Annotated in this window: 29 protein-coding genes; 6 read left to right on the top strand and 23 right to left on the bottom strand. The window is 44.6% G+C overall.

Features of this window, described 5'->3' with window-relative positions:
• The 9 genes from ACUHGC_RS07535 to ACUHGC_RS07495 all read right to left on the bottom strand — a co-directional run bounded on the left by ACUHGC_RS07535 (position 1) and on the right by ACUHGC_RS07495 (position 2,564).
• On the bottom strand, positions 1-342 hold the full coding sequence (locus ACUHGC_RS07535; protein ID WP_446832736.1) for a hypothetical protein: 342 nt from the start codon (positions 340-342) through the stop codon (positions 1-3).
• Between the two features lie 11 nt (positions 343-353).
• Positions 354-638, bottom strand: a complete 285-nt coding sequence (locus ACUHGC_RS07530; protein WP_446832735.1) for an ABC transporter ATP-binding protein — start codon at positions 636-638, stop codon at positions 354-356.
• A 2-nt stretch (positions 639-640) separates the two neighbouring features.
• Positions 641-766, bottom strand: coding sequence for a hypothetical protein (locus ACUHGC_RS07525; RefSeq protein ID WP_446832734.1), 126 nt, complete (start codon positions 764-766; stop codon positions 641-643).
• An 8-nt stretch (positions 767-774) separates the two neighbouring features.
• Positions 775-996 carry a hypothetical protein gene (locus tag ACUHGC_RS07520; protein ID WP_446832733.1) on the bottom strand — a complete coding sequence of 74 codons (222 nt, stop codon included), beginning with the start codon at positions 994-996 and terminating at the stop codon, positions 775-777.
• An 11-nt stretch (positions 997-1,007) separates the two neighbouring features.
• Positions 1,008-1,280 carry a hypothetical protein gene (locus ACUHGC_RS07515; RefSeq protein ID WP_446832732.1) on the bottom strand — a complete coding sequence of 91 codons (273 nt, stop codon included), beginning with the start codon at positions 1,278-1,280 and terminating at the stop codon, positions 1,008-1,010.
• Between the two features lie 16 nt (positions 1,281-1,296).
• Entirely contained in the window at positions 1,297-1,554 is a 258-nt protein-coding gene (locus ACUHGC_RS07510; RefSeq protein WP_446832731.1) for a hypothetical protein, read from the bottom strand.
• 98 nt (positions 1,555-1,652) lie between these two features.
• On the bottom strand, positions 1,653-1,904 hold the full coding sequence (locus tag ACUHGC_RS07505) for a hypothetical protein (RefSeq protein WP_446832730.1): 252 nt from the start codon (positions 1,902-1,904) through the stop codon (positions 1,653-1,655).
• Positions 1,904-2,368 (bottom strand): hypothetical protein, encoded by a 465-nt coding sequence (locus ACUHGC_RS07500; RefSeq protein WP_446832729.1) that lies wholly within the window; start codon positions 2,366-2,368, stop codon positions 1,904-1,906. The genes ACUHGC_RS07505 and ACUHGC_RS07500 overlap by 1 nt, the downstream gene beginning before the upstream one ends.
• Positions 2,361-2,564 (bottom strand): hypothetical protein, encoded by a 204-nt coding sequence (locus tag ACUHGC_RS07495; RefSeq protein ID WP_446832728.1) that lies wholly within the window; start codon positions 2,562-2,564, stop codon positions 2,361-2,363. Before ACUHGC_RS07495 ends, ACUHGC_RS07500 begins: the two co-directional genes overlap by 8 nt.
• Here ACUHGC_RS07495 and ACUHGC_RS07490 point away from each other — a divergent pair.
• Entirely contained in the window at positions 2,563-3,357 is a 795-nt protein-coding gene (locus tag ACUHGC_RS07490; protein ID WP_446832727.1) for a DUF4145 domain-containing protein, read from the top strand. The two genes, ACUHGC_RS07495 and ACUHGC_RS07490, sit on opposite strands and share 2 nt — an antisense overlap.
• Positions 3,358-3,512: 155 nt before the next feature.
• Here ACUHGC_RS07490 and ACUHGC_RS07485 read toward each other — a convergent pair whose 3' ends face one another.
• Positions 3,513-3,983: a hypothetical protein gene (locus ACUHGC_RS07485; RefSeq protein ID WP_446832726.1), complete on the bottom strand. Its 471-nt coding sequence runs from the start codon at positions 3,981-3,983 to the stop codon at positions 3,513-3,515.
• Positions 3,984-4,138: 155 nt separating this feature from the next.
• Between ACUHGC_RS07485 and ACUHGC_RS07480 the strand changes: the two genes are divergently transcribed.
• The 5 genes from ACUHGC_RS07480 to ACUHGC_RS07460 all read left to right on the top strand — a co-directional run bounded on the left by ACUHGC_RS07480 (position 4,139) and on the right by ACUHGC_RS07460 (position 7,002).
• Positions 4,139-4,522 (top strand): helix-turn-helix domain-containing protein, encoded by a 384-nt coding sequence (locus ACUHGC_RS07480; protein ID WP_446832725.1) that lies wholly within the window; start codon positions 4,139-4,141, stop codon positions 4,520-4,522.
• 240 nt (positions 4,523-4,762) lie between these two features.
• Positions 4,763-5,095 (top strand): hypothetical protein, encoded by a 333-nt coding sequence (locus ACUHGC_RS07475; protein WP_446832724.1) that lies wholly within the window; start codon positions 4,763-4,765, stop codon positions 5,093-5,095.
• A gap of 49 nt (positions 5,096-5,144) precedes the next feature.
• Positions 5,145-5,798: a DUF7424 family protein gene (locus ACUHGC_RS07470; RefSeq protein ID WP_446832723.1), complete on the top strand. Its 654-nt coding sequence runs from the start codon at positions 5,145-5,147 to the stop codon at positions 5,796-5,798.
• Positions 5,799-5,806: 8 nt separating this feature from the next.
• Positions 5,807-6,172 carry a hypothetical protein gene (locus ACUHGC_RS07465; protein WP_446832722.1) on the top strand — a complete coding sequence of 122 codons (366 nt, stop codon included), beginning with the start codon at positions 5,807-5,809 and terminating at the stop codon, positions 6,170-6,172.
• Between the two features lie 23 nt (positions 6,173-6,195).
• Positions 6,196-7,002 carry a DUF3800 domain-containing protein gene (locus ACUHGC_RS07460; RefSeq protein WP_446832721.1) on the top strand — a complete coding sequence of 269 codons (807 nt, stop codon included), beginning with the start codon at positions 6,196-6,198 and terminating at the stop codon, positions 7,000-7,002.
• A gap of 221 nt (positions 7,003-7,223) precedes the next feature.
• Here ACUHGC_RS07460 and ACUHGC_RS07455 read toward each other — a convergent pair whose 3' ends face one another.
• The 13 genes from ACUHGC_RS07455 to ACUHGC_RS07395 form a co-directional block, all read right to left on the bottom strand.
• Positions 7,224-8,354, bottom strand: coding sequence for a phage late control D family protein (locus tag ACUHGC_RS07455; RefSeq protein WP_446832720.1), 1,131 nt, complete (start codon positions 8,352-8,354; stop codon positions 7,224-7,226).
• Position 8,355: 1 nt separating this feature from the next.
• On the bottom strand, positions 8,356-8,790 hold the full coding sequence (locus ACUHGC_RS07450; RefSeq protein ID WP_446832719.1) for a phage tail protein: 435 nt from the start codon (positions 8,788-8,790) through the stop codon (positions 8,356-8,358).
• Positions 8,791-8,829: 39 nt separating this feature from the next.
• Positions 8,830-8,928, bottom strand: coding sequence for a GpE family phage tail protein (locus ACUHGC_RS07445; RefSeq protein ID WP_446832718.1), 99 nt, complete (start codon positions 8,926-8,928; stop codon positions 8,830-8,832).
• A gap of 59 nt (positions 8,929-8,987) precedes the next feature.
• Positions 8,988-9,293: a phage tail assembly protein gene (locus ACUHGC_RS07440; protein WP_446832717.1), complete on the bottom strand. Its 306-nt coding sequence runs from the start codon at positions 9,291-9,293 to the stop codon at positions 8,988-8,990.
• Positions 9,294-9,367: 74 nt separating this feature from the next.
• Positions 9,368-9,877, bottom strand: coding sequence for a phage major tail tube protein (locus ACUHGC_RS07435; protein ID WP_446832716.1), 510 nt, complete (start codon positions 9,875-9,877; stop codon positions 9,368-9,370).
• 14 nt (positions 9,878-9,891) lie between these two features.
• Positions 9,892-11,064, bottom strand: a complete 1,173-nt coding sequence (locus ACUHGC_RS07430; RefSeq protein WP_446832715.1) for a phage tail sheath protein — start codon at positions 11,062-11,064, stop codon at positions 9,892-9,894.
• 203 nt (positions 11,065-11,267) lie between these two features.
• Complete coding sequence (locus ACUHGC_RS07425; RefSeq protein WP_446832714.1) at positions 11,268-11,723, bottom strand: enoyl-CoA hydratase; 456 nt, start codon at positions 11,721-11,723, stop codon at positions 11,268-11,270.
• Positions 11,720-12,478, bottom strand: a complete 759-nt coding sequence (locus tag ACUHGC_RS07420; RefSeq protein WP_446832713.1) for a hypothetical protein — start codon at positions 12,476-12,478, stop codon at positions 11,720-11,722. Before ACUHGC_RS07420 ends, ACUHGC_RS07425 begins: the two co-directional genes overlap by 4 nt.
• 10 nt (positions 12,479-12,488) lie before the next feature.
• Positions 12,489-14,330, bottom strand: coding sequence for a tail fiber protein (locus ACUHGC_RS07415; RefSeq protein WP_446832712.1), 1,842 nt, complete (start codon positions 14,328-14,330; stop codon positions 12,489-12,491).
• Positions 14,330-14,893 (bottom strand): phage tail protein I, encoded by a 564-nt coding sequence (locus ACUHGC_RS07410; RefSeq protein WP_446832711.1) that lies wholly within the window; start codon positions 14,891-14,893, stop codon positions 14,330-14,332. The genes ACUHGC_RS07415 and ACUHGC_RS07410 overlap by 1 nt, the downstream gene beginning before the upstream one ends.
• Positions 14,886-15,800, bottom strand: coding sequence for a baseplate assembly protein (locus tag ACUHGC_RS07405; protein ID WP_446832710.1), 915 nt, complete (start codon positions 15,798-15,800; stop codon positions 14,886-14,888). The genes ACUHGC_RS07410 and ACUHGC_RS07405 overlap by 8 nt, the downstream gene beginning before the upstream one ends.
• On the bottom strand, positions 15,797-16,138 hold the full coding sequence (locus ACUHGC_RS07400; RefSeq protein ID WP_446832709.1) for a GPW/gp25 family protein: 342 nt from the start codon (positions 16,136-16,138) through the stop codon (positions 15,797-15,799). Before ACUHGC_RS07400 ends, ACUHGC_RS07405 begins: the two co-directional genes overlap by 4 nt.
• The gene (locus ACUHGC_RS07395; protein ID WP_446832708.1) at positions 16,135-16,659 is read right to left on the bottom strand and encodes a phage baseplate assembly protein V; all 525 of its coding nucleotides are present in this window, start codon (positions 16,657-16,659) and stop codon (positions 16,135-16,137) included. The genes ACUHGC_RS07400 and ACUHGC_RS07395 overlap by 4 nt, the downstream gene beginning before the upstream one ends.
• Positions 16,660-16,704: the final 45 nt, after the last annotated feature.

Genomic DNA, 16,704 nt, shown 5'->3' with positions numbered 1-16,704 from the left:
TTATTTTTGCTCATCGAATTGACTAAATGCGGAAATAACGAAAAACACTCCGCCAATTAATTGCAAACTTGCGACAATCCAATGCCCCAAATAAGCAATGAATAATGCAACCACAATGTCTAAACAAAAAATATAAACCACTCTTACTTTGCTATATATTATTTTTGCGTTGCTCAAATTAAATGAAAACAGAATTTCGGAAATGGCGAAAAAACCAATAATAAATAAGCCGAAATATCGCAAACCGTCATTGCCGAAATAAATCATTGCAAGAAAAGCAATATGTAATACCGTATTGCCAATAAAATATTTGGGACTTAATGTCAGTGTTTTTACATTCATCTCATTTCCCCTTAAACCAAATGTTCACTATTCACATCAAGAAGGCGCTCTTGCACCTTGTCCAGCGTGGACTGGATCACTTCCTGCGTTTCTAACCACGTCAGCGCCTCGAACTCGTTCAGCGCAAAATGCAATACCTCATCCAGCGCACCGGCAATCGTACGGTGCATTTTGCCGACTGGTCTAACGCGCCCTTTGCGCAAATCTTGCGGCTCTTCCAACACCTCAACCAACTGATAGCCCCTATCCATCCGCAACACTTGAACCACCGAACCACAATCCAATTCAATCACCATCTTTATTTCCCTCTCATCTCATCAATCTCACAGCGCACAAAATACGCCGCCACCAACAGCCCAATGGCACAGTAAGCAATCCCTGTCACCACCAACACCGCAATCCCTAAATCAATCAGTAAGTCCATTTTTCCCCCTAAAACTCAATCGCCGATTCCTTGTTTAATAGCGCCGTATATTCACTCACCGCCTCCACTGTTTTCACCAACTGTCTATGCACCAAATCGGCAGCGGCATCGTTGCCTTGTCGTTTCAGCGTTACAAATTGATTTAACTGACTGCTGAATAAATCGCGGTGAGTAGCGATATAAAACATCAACACCTGATAATTCACCTTATCCTTATTGATCACCTTCATGTTTATCTCCTTTATAAAATCACCCCAGAATCCAATCGGAACGCCATCTTCTTAACTTTATCTTTTACCCTCATCACCTTATCTACCTCGGCATCACTCAAACTAGTTGCTTTGCGTATGTCTGTTCTGCTGTCTTGCCACTCAATCCCAGCTCGTTCATACCACCATTTCAATTCTGCCGGTGTAATCTGTTTCAGGCGGTTCCGAAAAGACTCAATTTTTGTTGTTTGTAACGTTGCGCGAAGCCCTCCCCAATCACCAACTTCTATTGGTTTAATCTCCATCACCGCCCCCCCCGAACTAATTACCCAATTTACCGAACAACCAACCCAAAAAAGAGCGGTTCGGCTGCTGTTTCGCCTCTAATAAATCAACCCGGGCTTCCAGTTCCTCGAACAACTGATCCACTGAATCATTGCGTTTAATTTGATGACCGTTCATCCGTGCCTGATGCTTGTTCACAAACTCCAACGCCGACACACGTTTCTCCAGTTCAAAAATATTCACCCGACGCTTGCCGCGCTCGGTCACTTTCTTATGATTTTTCTGCTTAATCATTGTTCAAATCCCTGTTTTTAGGTTGCAAAAATCCCTCGGCAATTTTTCCGAAAATCGAAAACAATCGCCGACAGTGTTATTTTTTTAGTGATTTTGTCTTAGTCTTCTACAAACAAGCCCAACTGATTCTCATCAATCTGCAGCAGTGGTTTATTGATTTTCAAGGCTTCCTGACGCTCGTTATAAATCGGGGTTTCCAATTTATAGATCTCGCTTAAAGCATGGTTTCTCGCCCCGCAATTGTTACAAATCAACAACACATCAATGGTTCTCATTCCCACTTTTTGCGACGTCCGCACCCGTAAATTGGTTGAACCGCAGTTCAAGCATTTATGATCAATATTCGCCATTATTCCCCCTGTGATTTTTCCGCCAAGCGGATCAGATTGCGCAATTCTTTGCTATACTCCTCGCCCAACGTGTACAACTTTGCAAACGAAGGAACCGCCGATGAAGAATGACAAAAACAACCACGCAAATGCGCCTGTAACCAAGCAAGCCTTGCTTCAACAAATTGAAGCGCTGCAAGATCAACTGTTTCAGCTACAGACGGCGCAATTGGCAACGGATCACCAGCAAATAGCGCAGCAAATTGTTTTGCGCGCAATCGTCGAGCAACTCCATTGCGCAAAAGCGATAGATGTGCACCGTTTAAGGCAAGACTGCGAGCAAATTGCCGCACAGCTTGCGCCAGAACCGGATCTGCAACAGCAATTTGCGCACACCCTTGATTTATTGCTTCCATCACATCAATAGCCGCACCTTGCCCGCCACCATGCGGGCATTGTTTTTTACACTGGTTTTCATTACACATCACACCCCTCCTGTTTTTCGTGCATGATTTCTTTTTCTCGCATAGTAATATAAGCAAGTGCAACAAATGCCTCCGTTACAACACCATTCTCACAACCGAATTGGTGCATAAGGGCATCAATTTTTTTCCCTTTTTCACAAGGGTAGTTTAAAATCTCATCAATTCTTGACATCGTTAATTCAAAAGGAATATCCATGAGCTATTTCCACCAAATTATTAATCAACCTTGCGCCCACTGCGGCAGCATGAATGCCAGTTTTAATATCATGTCTGCCCAACCCCTTTCAGAATTAAAGCAAACGCCGAACGGTAATGAATATCAGGAAAGCAATAAGCAGTTTCGTTTAATGTGTAGCTGTAATCACTGCCGCAACCCACAAATTTTTGATATTGAATACATTCGCGAATTTGTCAGAGACAATAATAAAATCATGCGTTATTGCCCGACCGGCTCTGAAATCTCCGCCTTTCTTAACCGCCTGACCCCAGAAATTATCTATAAAAGTTATGCTTCCCCAAACTACAGCACCGCTATGGCAATCAAAGAACATAAATGGGGACAAATCATTAATGACCGCATCCGCATTACCGCTCGTTATCCGGATTCAACATTACAATCCCCGTCAGATTTACCGCCACCGATCCAAACTGAATTTACTCGGCTTTATTCCACGTCTGACCCGATGCTTCAAGTTTTACAATGCCGCCGCATATTAGAAACAGCGTGTAAAACTTATTTGGGAGAACAATTTACACCGAACACCAACCTTAACAGCCTGATTTATCAAATCTTACAAAGCGAAAAACTCACACATTCCTTGAAAGATTGGGTACACCACATTCGCATATTAGGCAATACTGCTGCCCACTACGATGAAACTGACTACACACCGGAACAAGCAAAAGACCTTTGTAGCTTTATCATCTTGTTTCTTGAACTGCTCTACAGTTACCCTGCAAAAGTAGACACCATGCGCCAACCCGGCTAACCTTATGTGCAACGCTCATCACACACCACCTTAAATTTTATTAAACGACCCATTACAAAAAGGAAACCCCATGCCGAAAAAATACAACCTTGACGAACTGATTGCCCAGCAACAAGAAATTATTCAGCTTGCGAATCAACTGGAAAAATTTCCTTCTAAAGCTGAAGTAGGCTTTCGCCTTCTAGCACTGCGAGCTGTTCGTGAATTTGATTTAACAAAGCCGCAGCGTCCAAAGACAATTCAGTATCTTGCTGACTATATGCCGGAAGTTCTAACAACCTTAAAACGCGTGCTTGCTGGTAAAGCAAATTAGAAATCAACCAAGCAAAACCAGGGTTATCCTTTGCAACCTTGCCAGTCGCAATAGCAATCATCAAATTGATTTCGGATAACCTGTTGAACACATCAGCAACCGTATTACACATCACCCCCCCCCCCTTATTTAATTTCAACACCTGTTCAAGAATGAACATCCGTGCCAACGTGCCTAATTTCATGCCTTTGCTGTCGGCAATTTTTTTCAGTGCCGTATAGTCCTGCCACTCTAGCGTCACCTGCACTTTCGGTTTATCTGCTTTTGCTGTTTGATCTCGCTCACATTTTTGTTTTAAGTCTGCGTCCGGCATAGAAAATGCCCTCCTATTTGTGTAACATTGTGTAGAAGTTAGTGTTTTAGCTTGTGTAAATAATATAGATCCAATTTTGGGGATTTGCAACCAATTTTGGGGATTAAAAAGAGGTTTTTATGATTTCGTTTGATAGCCGCTCAATAATTGACCGAATGAAACAAATTGAAAGGGTGAGTGATGATAAAAATTTAGCAGATATTCTGAATGTTCCAAAATCAACGCTTTCAAATTGGAAAAATAGAAACGCATTACCAATTGAGGTGATTTTTCAGTTTTCTGCAAAAAATAATTTAGATCTTAACTGGCTGTTACTCGGTGAACGTAAAGAAGAACTGGATGCCGCCGAGCGATTGGCGCTAGCCGCCTTTAGAGCATTGGACGACAGCAAAAAACTGGAAGCGATCGGATTTTTAAGCGGACTGGACAAAAGTGCGGTGGGTGGCAAAAATATTTTTAACGACAATTCCAGCGTTGGCGTGATGGCGGATAGCATAACCAAACCGATCAAACAATATTTTGGTAAAAAGGAAAAATAGGATGAAAAAAATTTTCCTGTTATCTATCACATTTGTACTTACCACCACTATCCGCCGCCGAAAAATACTCCTGTAATGATGGCAGATGGAAGTATTGCAAACACATGAGTTCTTGCGCAGAAGCAAAATACTATTTAAACCAATGCGGAATGTGACGATTAGATCGCGATAACGACGGCATACCGTGTGAGAATGTTTGTCGGAAATGAGTTTTTTACAACAACCTGAGGAATAAAAAATATGGCTCTTATAAATTGTACTGAATGCCAACAACAAGTCAGTGATCAAGCATTTAAATGTCCTTCATGTGGCGCACAGTTGAGAAAACCCAAGCGCTCATTTATGGGGAAGCTATTTAAATGGTCTTTTATTATTTTTAATCTCTTAATGCTAGCTTGGCTTGTGGGCGGTGTCGGTGGAAGTGCTGATATTATTAATAATGCCGCTTCAGATGCTGAACGAGCAGGAGCTGCAATCGGCACGGGATTAGGTGTTACCATGATTCTCAGCCTTTGGGTAATTGGTGATATTATTTTAGGTCTATTTGTTTTATTTACTCGTCCAAAATCATAATGGTTAATTAGCCTGTATCTTACAGGCTTCTTATCATGAGGAAAACAGCATGAAAAAATACCTTACATTATCATTATGCGCTTTAGTATTATCAGCTTGTAAAATTGAAATTGAAAAAGATATTTCTTTAAAAGCGATATTAAATGATCCAATTAAAACAGAAACAGCCTTATTGAATGTTGAAATTTCTAGTTGTAATAATCATGACGATAGTCGTCAACCATCTGAGTCATTAATTAATATTAAACAACAAATACCAACGGTTTTCCCTAATGCGACATTCAAGGAGTGTTATAAAAAGAAATTTGATTCTTTTGCTAGCTTTGAATTGCCTATTGGCGTAGGTGTCTACGATGGAAGTTCAAAACTTGAAAATGATATTAATATTCTTAGTTATGGTGAGTTGAAATTATGGGCTTCAACAAGTAAAAAATTAGCTGCTAATATCCGCAAATTTTTGAAAAAGGAACATATTTCAAATTTAGAGCTTGATGTATTACTTAAGGTTAAAAATGATACTGGTGAAAGCCAAAAATTTACGGTTAGCTCCGCGTATTTAGATGGCGCGCCAGTATCACTCGGAGAATTTAATTTTGAAAAGGAAAAAACAATCTTATTTAAATTGGCTAATTCATCGGCGGATCGCTTATATATGTATCAAGATGGTGGAGAAACCATTATTTTGAGTTCTTCGGAAAAATAATTAGCAATATGACAAAAGAAGCACAAATATCCCAGTGTGAGATTGGTGTTGTTCACACTGGTGATAAATTGGAAGTACATCAGCACTTTTTGCGCCCCGTTGACCGCAATAAACTGATTCGGGATCTGATGTCTTTCAAAGAATCAGACCCGAATTTTTTTAAGCTGATACAAGATATCTGCACCGAACTACACGGCAACTTCATGTTCAGCAAACTACCAGACGCCCAGCTAAAAGGCTTGCACGAAGTCAAAAATCTGGTGTTTAGCTTATATCAGGAAAAAGAACAACACCGGCTAGAAGTCATCAGCCTGTCACAACAACTACAACGCTCGCCGGTGAAGCGGTTTTTTAAGAAGTTGTTGGATGATTAAAAATATTATAATGAATAGTGTAAATGAGTAAAAAAACTTGGTATTTATTTTGTGATGAATCAGGTATAAGTGGGAAGCCTTATTATGCCTTTGGCTCCTTATGGATTCTAGAAAACAATATTCAGAAATTCAATGATGCTATGATGACATTAAGGCAGAAACATAATTGCCAAGATGAAATAAAATGGCAAGCAGCAAACTCTAAACAATATTCCGCATTTTATGATGAAATCATCAGTTATTTTTTTCAATCCGATTACCTATTTTTTAATAGTCTTTCTGTCCAGTTAGCTATAGTAAATAAAACTTTTCATAATGGTAATTATGAGTTAGCAAAGCAAAAGCATTTTACATCACTTATCACAAATAAAATAATCGCATCACTAAAGTATAAAAACACAAATAGATTTCGAATAGTTGTTGATGACTTGCCATTTAGTTACCAAAAAGCAGATGAATCAATGCATATCATTGCTAATAATATTATAGGTAATAGAACAGGCATCCGTAATTCAATCATAGAGTTGAGTGAGGTTGATTCTAAAAAATCTTACGGTGTTCAACTATGCGATTTATTACTGGGAGCAGTATTGAGTGTTTATCAGAATGATTCTTTATCTCTGCGTAAGAAAGAGCTTGCTACGTTAGTAGCAGAACATCTAGGGTGGAAACATTTAAAATATGATACGTTTGGCACAGAAAAGAAATTTAACATTTGGAACTTTTATGACCCAACAAAAGGACCAAGAATCACCGAGACAAGAGAAGTTAATTTAAAATACCCAACTCATTATTCAAAAAATAAGCAGACCTTTCAGCCTGCATGGTGAGAGTCCTCAAGGACTTATATGCTATTCACAACGCCCAATTTCCCCACTAGGCGGCATCCACATAAAGAGCCGCCTCTGTAATCTTTATGCGCTTGTTCTCGCGCCGAACAAGTAGCGAAGTAATAGTATCTTATCAAGATCGGCGAATCAATAAATTTTGCAGATTCCGCCAAATTATATGAACAACCTCACAAAAATGTGGCAAAAATCACGGCATGGATTTAGCTTTCAATTTTTAACTCAAACTCCACTGCACCGGTATAGCCGCTGTCGCTAATGCTATGCGTCACCTGCGTTACAATCCAATCAGTCGAATCAATCTGATCTTTAAAACCCACCAGTGCGGCAGGTAGCTCGGGCATTAAATCAGGGTTGCCGTTGGCAAGGGTGAGCGAAAAACTGGCAACGCCACGCTGTAGCTTTGAAAATGCCGCTTTTGCGCCGGTGATGGCTTTGGCTTCGCTTTGGTAAACGTGGCGCAGGGTTTTCATTTTGTTGGCGTCGGTTTCCACCGGTTCGGTTTGTACCAGTACATTCTTTTTCTGCTTGCTGACTTTGCCCTTTTTGGTGGTCATATTTTTGCGCTGGATTTCGGTATTTTTATCAATCACTACTTCGCCTTTTTTGCCGTTGTCGAGATTGTGCCAATAGGCACGCACGGCAGTGTAGTTCTCGCCCTCGTTCAGCGAAAATCGGTAGCTGTCGCCAAGTTGCTTGGTGATGGTAACTGTCGGCAAATCCTCACCGCTCGCCGTTTTCATGCCGCCCGCTTTAATGAACATCAAATAGCCGTTTTTTACCGTGGCAATGGCATCGTATTGCTCGGCAAGTCGGGTTAATAGGTTGATTGTGCTTTCGTTAGTCTGGTCGAGGTGTTGAATGATTTGGCTGCCGAAAGGCTCACCGCATAGCGGCTTCAATCCGTTTTCTTTTGCCAGTTGTGCAATTAAATCACTGATGCTGATATTGTCAAAACTGCGTTCTTGCTTGGTGGTGAGCGTGCCCATTAAATCCGCACTTCGCCCGCGAATCATCAGCTTGTCCGGTGCGCCGCTGTATTCAATTTCATCAACGGTGTACTTGCCTTTGTGGACTAAGCCGCTATCTTGCCAGCCGATCCATGCTTCAAGCGTCGCCCCGCGTGGCGGAAACGCCAGCGCCCCGTCATGGTCGCTAATTTCAATATCCAATTGATCGGCATTAAAACCGCGATTGTCGGCAAGGGTCAGGCTTATCAAGCGATCAGATACCGTGCTGGTGATATCTTTGCTGTCGCCCTCACGGCTGGTAACCGTGATTTTAAACAGCGGTGTGCGGTGGTTTGTTTTTGTTAAATCGGCAATATCCAGCATCTTAAATCATCTCCAACAGCTGATCGCTATACTCAAGCAGTGTAGTATCATTGGTGCGTTTTAACGTCATACTAAATTCAATCCGCCGTGCAGCGCCATCCGCAAACAAAAAAGAACGCGTTTCGCTTATCGATTCAATCACAAAGATGCCGAAAAACTCAAAATTGCCGCCAATCAGCGGAAAACTTTTGCCACTGTCCGCCATTAACTCCAACATGCCCAAACTCAATCGCCCGCCAGTCAGTGACGGCATCAATACGCCGTTAATGGTGACAGTCTCACTCTCTTTGCCAACAAATTGTGTTTTTGGCAGCCGCCCGACAACGGCATTGGTCGGGTGTCGCCAGTTCAGTTGTCGTTGTAAGTCTTGGAATGGAACCGTTTGTTGTGTGAACACAAACAGCCCCAGTGCCATCATTGCCGATTGTTGAATCATGGTTGTTCCTTATGCGCAAAAGGGCGGAAATCCGCCCTGTTATTCTTCAGTCTGCACCCGTTGTCGGGCTTTTTCTCGCCATGCCATCAGCTCGGTCAGTTCCATGTCGTCAAACACCGCTGGTGACCAGTGAAACACGGTGGCAATGTCGGCGATAGCATCTTCAACGCTATGCGGGAAAACCGCATGTTCTTCGGTTAGGCTTCCAGCGTCGCTTCCGATGGCACGAAAAAACCGATGGTTTCCGTGCAAAGTACGGTGAAGTCCACTGGATCCATATTCTGCAGTTCGGTTTTGGTCAGCGCTGGGGTGGTGATGCGTGGCAATAGCTGAATATAGGCATCTACATCAACTTGTAGCACGTCAAACATTTTCAGCCCTTTCAGGCTTAACACGCTCGGTTTCAAAAGGGTGATCTCGGTCAGCTCATTTTCGCCGCGGCGCAGTGGTTGGGTGAGTGTCACAAATTTTGCGTTTTTGGCTTCGGGTTTGGTTTTGCTCATATTATTCATCTCATTGTATATTCAGAAAAAGCGGCATTTCTAACCTAACAGAAAGTGCCGCTGGGGTGTGTTTGTTATAGCCCGATTGCGGCTCGGTGCTCTGCCATGCGGTCATTACCATTAACGATATACACCATGTTGACCATGTCGATTTCAACCAAGTCTGTGCCGTTAATAGTCAGCTTGTAGTAAGTCAGTGATGATTTCACGGTGTGTTCGGTGTCATCGCCCACTTTCGCGTTGCCTGGATCAATTTCCACATGTCGACCACGCACAACCACTTCTGCGGGTTCAATGTCGCCTGTGTCCTCACGCTGGTAACTGCCTGCAAAACGCAACAGCACACCATCAATTTTCGCTTCACCAAACTGGGCAAAAATTTCAGGGATAATGCCGCCGTATTTGTGTTCGATTTCCAGTTTTTCGACACCTAAATCAATATCCACTTCACCTAACATGCCGCCTGCGCGGTAGGCTTCGGATTTCATTGCCAGTTTAGGCACGGTCACTTCGGTTGCTTGCCCGTGGTAGCTCACACCGTCAACAAACAAGTTCATCTGTTTTAATTTTCTTGGTAATGCCATGTTTAAACTCCTTGTTAGGCGGCAGCCACTTTGGCGGCAAAGTCAGCTAAATAGCGGTCGGTGATGCGCTGGCGGAAGTTTAAATTTTCCAACGGCGGCACTGGGGTATAATCGTAATCAATGTATAATTTGCCCGCTTTAAGCACCTCTTTGCTGTTGATTTCACTGTCAAACCACGCCGTTGCGTCCACGATATAGCCCAAATTTTTCAGCTCGCGGAACTTAGCGTTAATGCCCTCAATAATATCTTTGACTAAAGTCGGGGTGATTGGCTTATCCATTGCCCATGCGTGCGCTTCCGCAATCGTGTCGGCAAGCACTTGCGCGGTGCGCGTATAATTTTCAAACGCAAACAGCGGATCGTCGGAGCAAGTGCGCGAACCCCACAGGCGGAAACCGTTGAAGTTAATCGGCACGGTCACTTTGTTTTTGTTCAAGTAGTTTGCGTCGGTGCTACTGTCTTGAATATCAAACGTGATGTCTTTTGTTACACCGCTCACGCCGTTGATACCGACGTTTGAAATGGTTTTATGCCAGCCGATAGTTTTATCAATCAAGGCTCGCAAGCCCAAGGCACGCTCCACCGAATAGGTTGTTTCTTTGGCTTTGGTCGTGGTGTTGAATGTCACGAAATCGCCGAAAATCACCATCACTTCACGTTGGCTGAAACTTTTTTGATAGGTAACGGCTTCTTCTTTGGTTTTGCAACCGTGTGCGGATACATAGGCGAAAGCGCGTAGTTTTTGCGCAATGCCGGCAATTTCGGTAGCAACATCTTTTTCGTCAAATTTTGGCACACCTAAAATGCGAGGTTTTACGCTTAATTTAGATTGTGCGGTCAGCAATGCCTTTAAGCCGGTATATTTGCCTTCGTCAGTGACGGCACCGATGATGTTTGCTTTAGTGGTGTCGCTTTCATCATCTTCATGCACACGCACAATCACGCATGGCGTATTCACTTGATCGGCAATCGCGTCCAACGCCTGCGCTAGTGTGCCTTTGCTGCCTGCTTTGGCAATTGCCGCCAGTGGGTTGGTGATCAAAACCGGTTCGTTAAGGGGGAAAATTTCTGTGTCTGCGTCGTTGGCGGTACACACCATGCCGATAATCGCGGTTGAAATAGTGCGGATCGGGCGCGTGCCGTCGTTGAGTTCAATTACTCGTATTCCGTGTAAATAATCTGCCATGTGTTAGCCCTTTTGGTGTGAGATTAAGGCTATTGTGATCGGCAAACTGGCGCTTGTCGTGTTATTGAGGTTGTGATGCGGGGTTTGACAAAGCGCGAAATTTTATCGCAAAGTAAATAGCAAAACCTAGTTTTGAATATTCAAAACTAGGTTTTGATCATTGATAATTTGCAAAAGTAAATCTGGAATATTCCAAACTAAAATTATTTTTTGTGGTAGATGGCGGCAAGGTCATTCGGCGAAAACCGCCACGGCTCGTGAAGCCCTAGCGTTTCAGCGCACCATTCACTGCAAAAATATTTACTGCGGGCATTGCGAAAATTTAGAACAATGCCGATGGCGCCGAACCAGTCGTATTTTTTGCCTTGTGTTTGTTCCAAAAAAGCGGTTATATCAGTTTCCGAAATAGAGTTAAGCTCAATTAAATCCCATTTGCTAGGTGGTAATGGCATAGTTTTCAATCGTACACCGCCATCACGAATGGAGGATGAATAGCAATCAAAATAACAACCGCCGATACTACTTACAATCTCACAATGCGAATAAATCCCTTTTGTCAATTTTCGAGTCAGCCAATCGGAAAATCGTGCTAAAAGTGCGGTCGGGGTTTTACCTGTTTTGCGTCCTTTGTAGAACGCTAAATAAACTTTCTCCGTCATTCGTAAGCCTCCGCCAGCTGGCGCATTTGATGCACAATATCATCATGAATTGACTGCAATTGTTCTTCGCTCAAATCTGGTTTTTTCAGCTCGTATTTGCGCATTCGCTGCACTGACAACGCGGCTTGCAACTGTCGTAAGCCGTAGGCTTGACGTAAAATCAAGTCCGTTGCAGTTTTGTTGTCCAACCCAGCGGCGCTGCTAAAACCTGTGATGTAAATCCCTGGGTCGCCTTCGTAGTTTTGTTGTTTGAACACCAACGCCGCCGTTTCGCGCTGCTCATATTCCACGGTGAAACGTGTCCATGTTGCCGATATACTTGCTGCAGTGCTGTCAATCGAAGCAATCAAGTCTGAACGCACTTTGGCGATTTTCGCGGCTTTCAGTTCGTCAGATAACACCCATTTTTGCGCTTTGCCATCCCAAGTATGGCAATCACATTCGGGTTTTTGCGTTGTCGTATTCTCGGGATAATCACCCAGTTCGCTGATTTGAACCGCACTTTGGTCAATCGTTGAGTAAACAGTTTCACCTCGGTGGTCGGGTTGATATTCCCAGCCATTTTCGGCGCGGACAATCGCAAAACCGCGTTTTGCTTCCGGCGGTGCGTCAAGATACGCCCCAGCGGATAAGCCTGTGCCCACCTGCACAAACTCGGTATCAGTGTGACTGTAAAGCCCATTGCTATCTGTTAGATATACCGTTGCATTGCCGCTTTCCAGCGCAAATCCATCTTTATCAAATTTAATCGTCATTTTTATTTCCTTATCCTGCTAAACAGATGTATTGCATGGCGACGTTACGCGGGCGGTTTTCTGGCGCAGTTGGTACAACTCTTGATGCATCAAAATCATAAACCCAACCACTACGACCTGAGCTATCACCATCTTGTTCGCCCTGCCTCACTCTTTGAAATAATCCAGTTGAAGTTATCACCCAAGTCGCTGTTGTAATTTCGCCCTTGATATTGCGGATTGCATCTCCCTGCGCGCTCATAATCCTGCGCCCTGAATCTACGCCACGCTGGTTATCCCAACCGCGAATAAACTCGCCGCGTAAATCGGGTAATTTTGCGCCGTAAAGGGCAGATAAGCGCGGATAGGTTGTTGCTGATATGGCTTGCCCCGTCATTGCGACAAATCCACTTGGGACGGCGGATACCGGATAAGGCAGCGGGATACCAACAAGCTGGCTTTTCATCAGCGCATCGCTGGCATTGGCTTTTTTTCCGATTTCTGTAAGTAACGTTGTGCGTAAATTTGCATCAGCGCCCAATGCGTCTGATAACTCCTTAAGCGTGTCAAGCGTTGTCGGTGCGCCGCCAATTAAGTCCGCAATCAATTGTTTAACATAAGCCGTTGTAGCAATCGTGGTGTCATTTACAGTTTTGGCCGGGGTTGGGGCTTTGGGTGCGCCGGTGAATGTCGGACTGGCTAGATTGGCTTTTGCGTCATTTAATGCTTTTACCGCACTTTCCGTGACGGCGCGGGTTGTGCTTGTTCCCGTGATGTTACTGGATAATTGCACAATCCCCGCACGGCTCGTGGTTGCGGTATCGATTGCGTGAGTATGGCTTTCTGCGGTTACGCTATTAGTTGATATTGCAGTAATCTGGCTCGGTGTGCCAAGCGTTAAAGTACGGCTACCACCTAAATTACCGCCTCCAGTTAAACCATTACCGGTTAAAATTGCGCGCGATGTTGGCACGCTATCAAGCGAGTCAATCCGCGCCCAAGTAGTGGGAAAATTGCCATTCGATTGCGTGGTACGCACAAATTTACGGTTTGATTGATAAGTTGTATATTCTTGGATAAATCCATAGGTTGAGGGGCTGACTTTTAAGCTACCCGCCTCAGCTTGCGGGTAATGCCGCTCCGTTGTTGCGTCAGCATCTCTGTTTTGGTTATAAAGTCCCGGCACTTTTACAGTATCTAAATCTTCCGTGGTCAGCGTTTTCAGCACAAAATCCGTAATGCCATAACCTGCCAATGTTGTGGCTTTGGTGGCTTTTTTATTGATTTCATTCAGAATTGTAGTGCGGAAATTGCCGTCACCGCCCAACGCAGCCGCCATTTCTTGCAAAGTGTCAAGCGCTCCAGGCGCGGAGCCGACCAGTTGTGCAATCAAGGTTTTGACAAACTTTGTCGTGGCAATTTGGTCTGTATTAGTAGTTGCCGCGGCAGTCGGTGCGGTTGGCGTGCCGCCAAGCGCGGGACTGTCAAGCGGTGCTTTTGTCGCAAGTGCGGTTTCAAGCCCCGTCACTTCGCTCATTGGGTGGCTGTGCGTGCCGTTGGCTTTGCTGTTTCCCAAATTGTAGGCGGCTTGCGCACGGTCATAGGCAGTTTTAACCGCTTTCTCGGTTGCCGCTTTAGTTTCGCCAGCACTTGTGACGGAGCTAGATAACATGACTGTACCACTCTTTGTCGTGCTTGCCGCTGCGGTAGCGGTTTTGAGTTTGTCTTGTTCGCCTTTTAGGTATTTAGTTCGATTGGCGAGTTGTTGAGCCTGTTTATTTGATATACCGTCCTTGCCTGCGACAACGGGATCGGTTTTTTCAAGTTGGTAAATGCCCGTTTCATAAGTGCTTGTTTCGATTAAGTTTGCCATTAAGCCACTCCGTAATTGTATGTGCCGTCGTAACGGATAATATTGTTGTATAAATGTTGTGCTTGCTCAAAGTGCAATCCTGCGAGGTGACAGCGGGCAGGTGCAGTGTTATTCAGTAAGCGTTTGATCTGTTCCGCTTGGTCGATACTGACTGGGCGTTTCAAGTAAATTCGGTACATCGCCCAGTGGATTACTTCATCGCCGCAAAAATAATCGCCGTCATATTTGCCTTGCCCGTCGTAGCGTTGCAAATTAAGATTTTCTAAAATATCTGCGTCGCCATAACCTGCCGACATTAATACTCGGCGGATACTTGCAATCGTCCCTTTTTGCTTGTGCAGTTTCGAAGCACTCAAAATCGTGTTACGTTTTTGATCTTCGCTCCATTCATCGTCCCACTCGTCAACTGATAATGACCAAGCCAGCCAGCCAAGTAATTCAACCGGGCAGTAGCGAGCATGCCAAATGGCGGTAATCGGCGTTTTAATATCAAACAATTGTGATAACACTGCCGATAAATTGGCTTCAAGTGCGGTTTGATTGGGGGGCAATAGCTTACTCATCGCGCGCCCCAGTCGTGATGTTGATTGCGGTGCAATAACTGACTTGGTTCGGCTGGATCACTAAATCCCGTGTCGGCGCGGTCAGTTTTACGTTTTGCACGCCTTGTTGATGTAATGCTGCATAAATGCCGGAAAGTGTGACATCATGCCCTAATTTGTGTTTTTCGGCGGCAAAGGCATTGGCTGCGGCATTGACTTGTTGCAAGATTGCATTTTCCGTTGTTGACGGATAAATGGTTAGTTCGGCGGTAATCGTGTAATTAACAACGGTCGCTGATTGTACTGTGACGGTGTCAGTCAGCGGCCGTACATCTTCAGCATTCAATGCGGTTTTCACCGTCTCAAGCAATGTACTGTCGGCTTGCCCGTTGCCGCTATTTGACAACACGGTTACTTGTACTGTTCCGGGTTTTGGGCTGCTGATGTCGGCATCCTTGACCGCACTTGATGCGGTCATGGTATGAAACAGATAACTGTTTTTTGGGCCAGCGGTGGTCATGCCCTCAAGCGATAACTGGATACGTTGGCGCAATCGGTCGTCACTTTCGGTGATTTGTTCAGTCGGCGGATTGGTGCTATCGTCGGCGGCTTGAACAATCAAGCGTTCCACGCCATATAGCGCCCCCAAATGATCTAGATCGCTGTCGGTGGCGTAGGCAAGCATCACCGATTTTGCAGCCGCATTAATCCGCGCACGTAGTAGTGTTTCAAGATACGCATTTTCTTCTAGCAGCTTGGTGACGGGGTCGGATTCCAACGCTAAACGGCTTTGCCAATGCTCGCGTTCGGCGCTGTCGGCAAAGCGTGCCAAAAAATTCTGTTTGCGTGCGGTAAGCAGTGTTTCAAAGTCGAGTTCTTCAATGACTTTTGGCGCGGGCAATTTTGAGAGATCAACTTGTTTTGTCATAGCATTAACGGCATCTGTTCAAAGGTAATTTTGGTTTGATTGTTGCGCTCACTGGCTTCAACATCGGCAATAATCTGGTATTTAGCGTCAGGACTAAACCGCACTTTAAAGCCACTAATTTCAATCCTCGGCTCCCATTTTTGCAGGGCAACAATTGAGGCGGCGGCAATCTGCAACGCCAACGCATGGCTGATCGGGCGGTCAATCAACATCGGCAAAATGCTACCGTAATCCCGCCGCTGTATGCGGCTGCCGATTGGCGTTTGCAATATGTCGGCAACACTTTGGCGGATATGCGCTTGTTCATTTTTCAGCGTTGTGCCGTCAATTTTGTTCATTCCGGCTCCTTGGTTTTGCTGTCGCCCGGCGTTACGCCTTTGTGAATATGTTTCATCTGGCTAATTCCACCGGCGATTTGATCGCCGCTGCTTTCGATTTTGCCGTTTACTTGCATATCACCATTAATCGTCGTTTGCTGGCAGGTGATATTAATGGTTTGCACGCCGTTCACGCTTAAATCGCTGTTTGCTTGGTTGTAAACAATCCGCGCACCGTCTGCAAATTCGATCACGTGTTCATCGGGGCTTTGGCTTGGCGCATTGCCTGCGGTGTAGATTCCGGTGATCACAATGGCGGTGGTCAATTCACCACTCAATGCCACCACTAAACACTGTTCGCCCACGGTGGGCGGCGACCATGTTTTAGTTGTACCTGCACGCATCGCGGCAAACGGCAGCCAGTCGGTCAGGATTTCGCCAGACCGCACTTTGCAGCGTGCAGCGGCATGATCGACAGCGGCAATCAGCCCTAAGCGGTGCATATTTTCAATTCGTCGGATAACGTCAGCGAGTGTTTTCATAAAACGCATTTTGAGCTGGCAAAGTGCGGTTGTCGTGTTGTGGGG

The organism is Testudinibacter sp. P27/CKL/0425 (genome assembly GCF_052931395.1).
This window is presented reverse-complemented; position numbering and strand designations above follow the sequence as displayed.

Coding starts and splice junctions, on each gene's coding strand:
- ACUHGC_RS07535 (WP_446832736.1), bottom strand. CDS start 342: ATGAATGTAAAAACACTGACATTAAGTCCCAAATATTTTATTGGCAAT.
- ACUHGC_RS07530 (WP_446832735.1), bottom strand. CDS start 638: ATGGTGATTGAATTGGATTGTGGTTCGGTGGTTCAAGTGTTGCGGATG.
- ACUHGC_RS07525 (WP_446832734.1), bottom strand. CDS start 766: ATGGACTTACTGATTGATTTAGGGATTGCGGTGTTGGTGGTGACAGGG.
- ACUHGC_RS07520 (WP_446832733.1), bottom strand. CDS start 996: ATGAAGGTGATCAATAAGGATAAGGTGAATTATCAGGTGTTGATGTTT.
- ACUHGC_RS07515 (WP_446832732.1), bottom strand. CDS start 1,280: ATGGAGATTAAACCAATAGAAGTTGGTGATTGGGGAGGGCTTCGCGCA.
- ACUHGC_RS07510 (WP_446832731.1), bottom strand. CDS start 1,554: ATGATTAAGCAGAAAAATCATAAGAAAGTGACCGAGCGCGGCAAGCGT.
- ACUHGC_RS07505 (WP_446832730.1), bottom strand. CDS start 1,904: ATGGCGAATATTGATCATAAATGCTTGAACTGCGGTTCAACCAATTTA.
- ACUHGC_RS07500 (WP_446832729.1), bottom strand. CDS start 2,368: ATGTGTAATGAAAACCAGTGTAAAAAACAATGCCCGCATGGTGGCGGG.
- ACUHGC_RS07490 (WP_446832727.1), top strand. CDS start 2,563: ATGAGCTATTTCCACCAAATTATTAATCAACCTTGCGCCCACTGCGGC.
- ACUHGC_RS07495 (WP_446832728.1), bottom strand. CDS start 2,564: ATGGATATTCCTTTTGAATTAACGATGTCAAGAATTGATGAGATTTTA.
- ACUHGC_RS07485 (WP_446832726.1), bottom strand. CDS start 3,983: ATGCCGGACGCAGACTTAAAACAAAAATGTGAGCGAGATCAAACAGCA.
- ACUHGC_RS07480 (WP_446832725.1), top strand. CDS start 4,139: ATGAAACAAATTGAAAGGGTGAGTGATGATAAAAATTTAGCAGATATT.
- ACUHGC_RS07475 (WP_446832724.1), top strand. CDS start 4,763: ATGGCTCTTATAAATTGTACTGAATGCCAACAACAAGTCAGTGATCAA.
- ACUHGC_RS07470 (WP_446832723.1), top strand. CDS start 5,145: ATGAAAAAATACCTTACATTATCATTATGCGCTTTAGTATTATCAGCT.
- ACUHGC_RS07465 (WP_446832722.1), top strand. CDS start 5,807: ATGACAAAAGAAGCACAAATATCCCAGTGTGAGATTGGTGTTGTTCAC.
- ACUHGC_RS07460 (WP_446832721.1), top strand. CDS start 6,196: ATGAGTAAAAAAACTTGGTATTTATTTTGTGATGAATCAGGTATAAGT.
- ACUHGC_RS07455 (WP_446832720.1), bottom strand. CDS start 8,354: ATGCTGGATATTGCCGATTTAACAAAAACAAACCACCGCACACCGCTG.
- ACUHGC_RS07450 (WP_446832719.1), bottom strand. CDS start 8,790: ATGATTCAACAATCGGCAATGATGGCACTGGGGCTGTTTGTGTTCACA.
- ACUHGC_RS07440 (WP_446832717.1), bottom strand. CDS start 9,293: ATGAGCAAAACCAAACCCGAAGCCAAAAACGCAAAATTTGTGACACTC.
- ACUHGC_RS07435 (WP_446832716.1), bottom strand. CDS start 9,877: ATGGCATTACCAAGAAAATTAAAACAGATGAACTTGTTTGTTGACGGT.
- ACUHGC_RS07430 (WP_446832715.1), bottom strand. CDS start 11,064: ATGGCAGATTATTTACACGGAATACGAGTAATTGAACTCAACGACGGC.
- ACUHGC_RS07425 (WP_446832714.1), bottom strand. CDS start 11,723: ATGACGGAGAAAGTTTATTTAGCGTTCTACAAAGGACGCAAAACAGGT.
- ACUHGC_RS07420 (WP_446832713.1), bottom strand. CDS start 12,478: ATGACGATTAAATTTGATAAAGATGGATTTGCGCTGGAAAGCGGCAAT.
- ACUHGC_RS07415 (WP_446832712.1), bottom strand. CDS start 14,330: ATGGCAAACTTAATCGAAACAAGCACTTATGAAACGGGCATTTACCAA.
- ACUHGC_RS07410 (WP_446832711.1), bottom strand. CDS start 14,893: ATGAGTAAGCTATTGCCCCCCAATCAAACCGCACTTGAAGCCAATTTA.
- ACUHGC_RS07405 (WP_446832710.1), bottom strand. CDS start 15,800: ATGACAAAACAAGTTGATCTCTCAAAATTGCCCGCGCCAAAAGTCATT.
- ACUHGC_RS07400 (WP_446832709.1), bottom strand. CDS start 16,138: ATGAACAAAATTGACGGCACAACGCTGAAAAATGAACAAGCGCATATC.
- ACUHGC_RS07395 (WP_446832708.1), bottom strand. CDS start 16,659: ATGAAAACACTCGCTGACGTTATCCGACGAATTGAAAATATGCACCGC.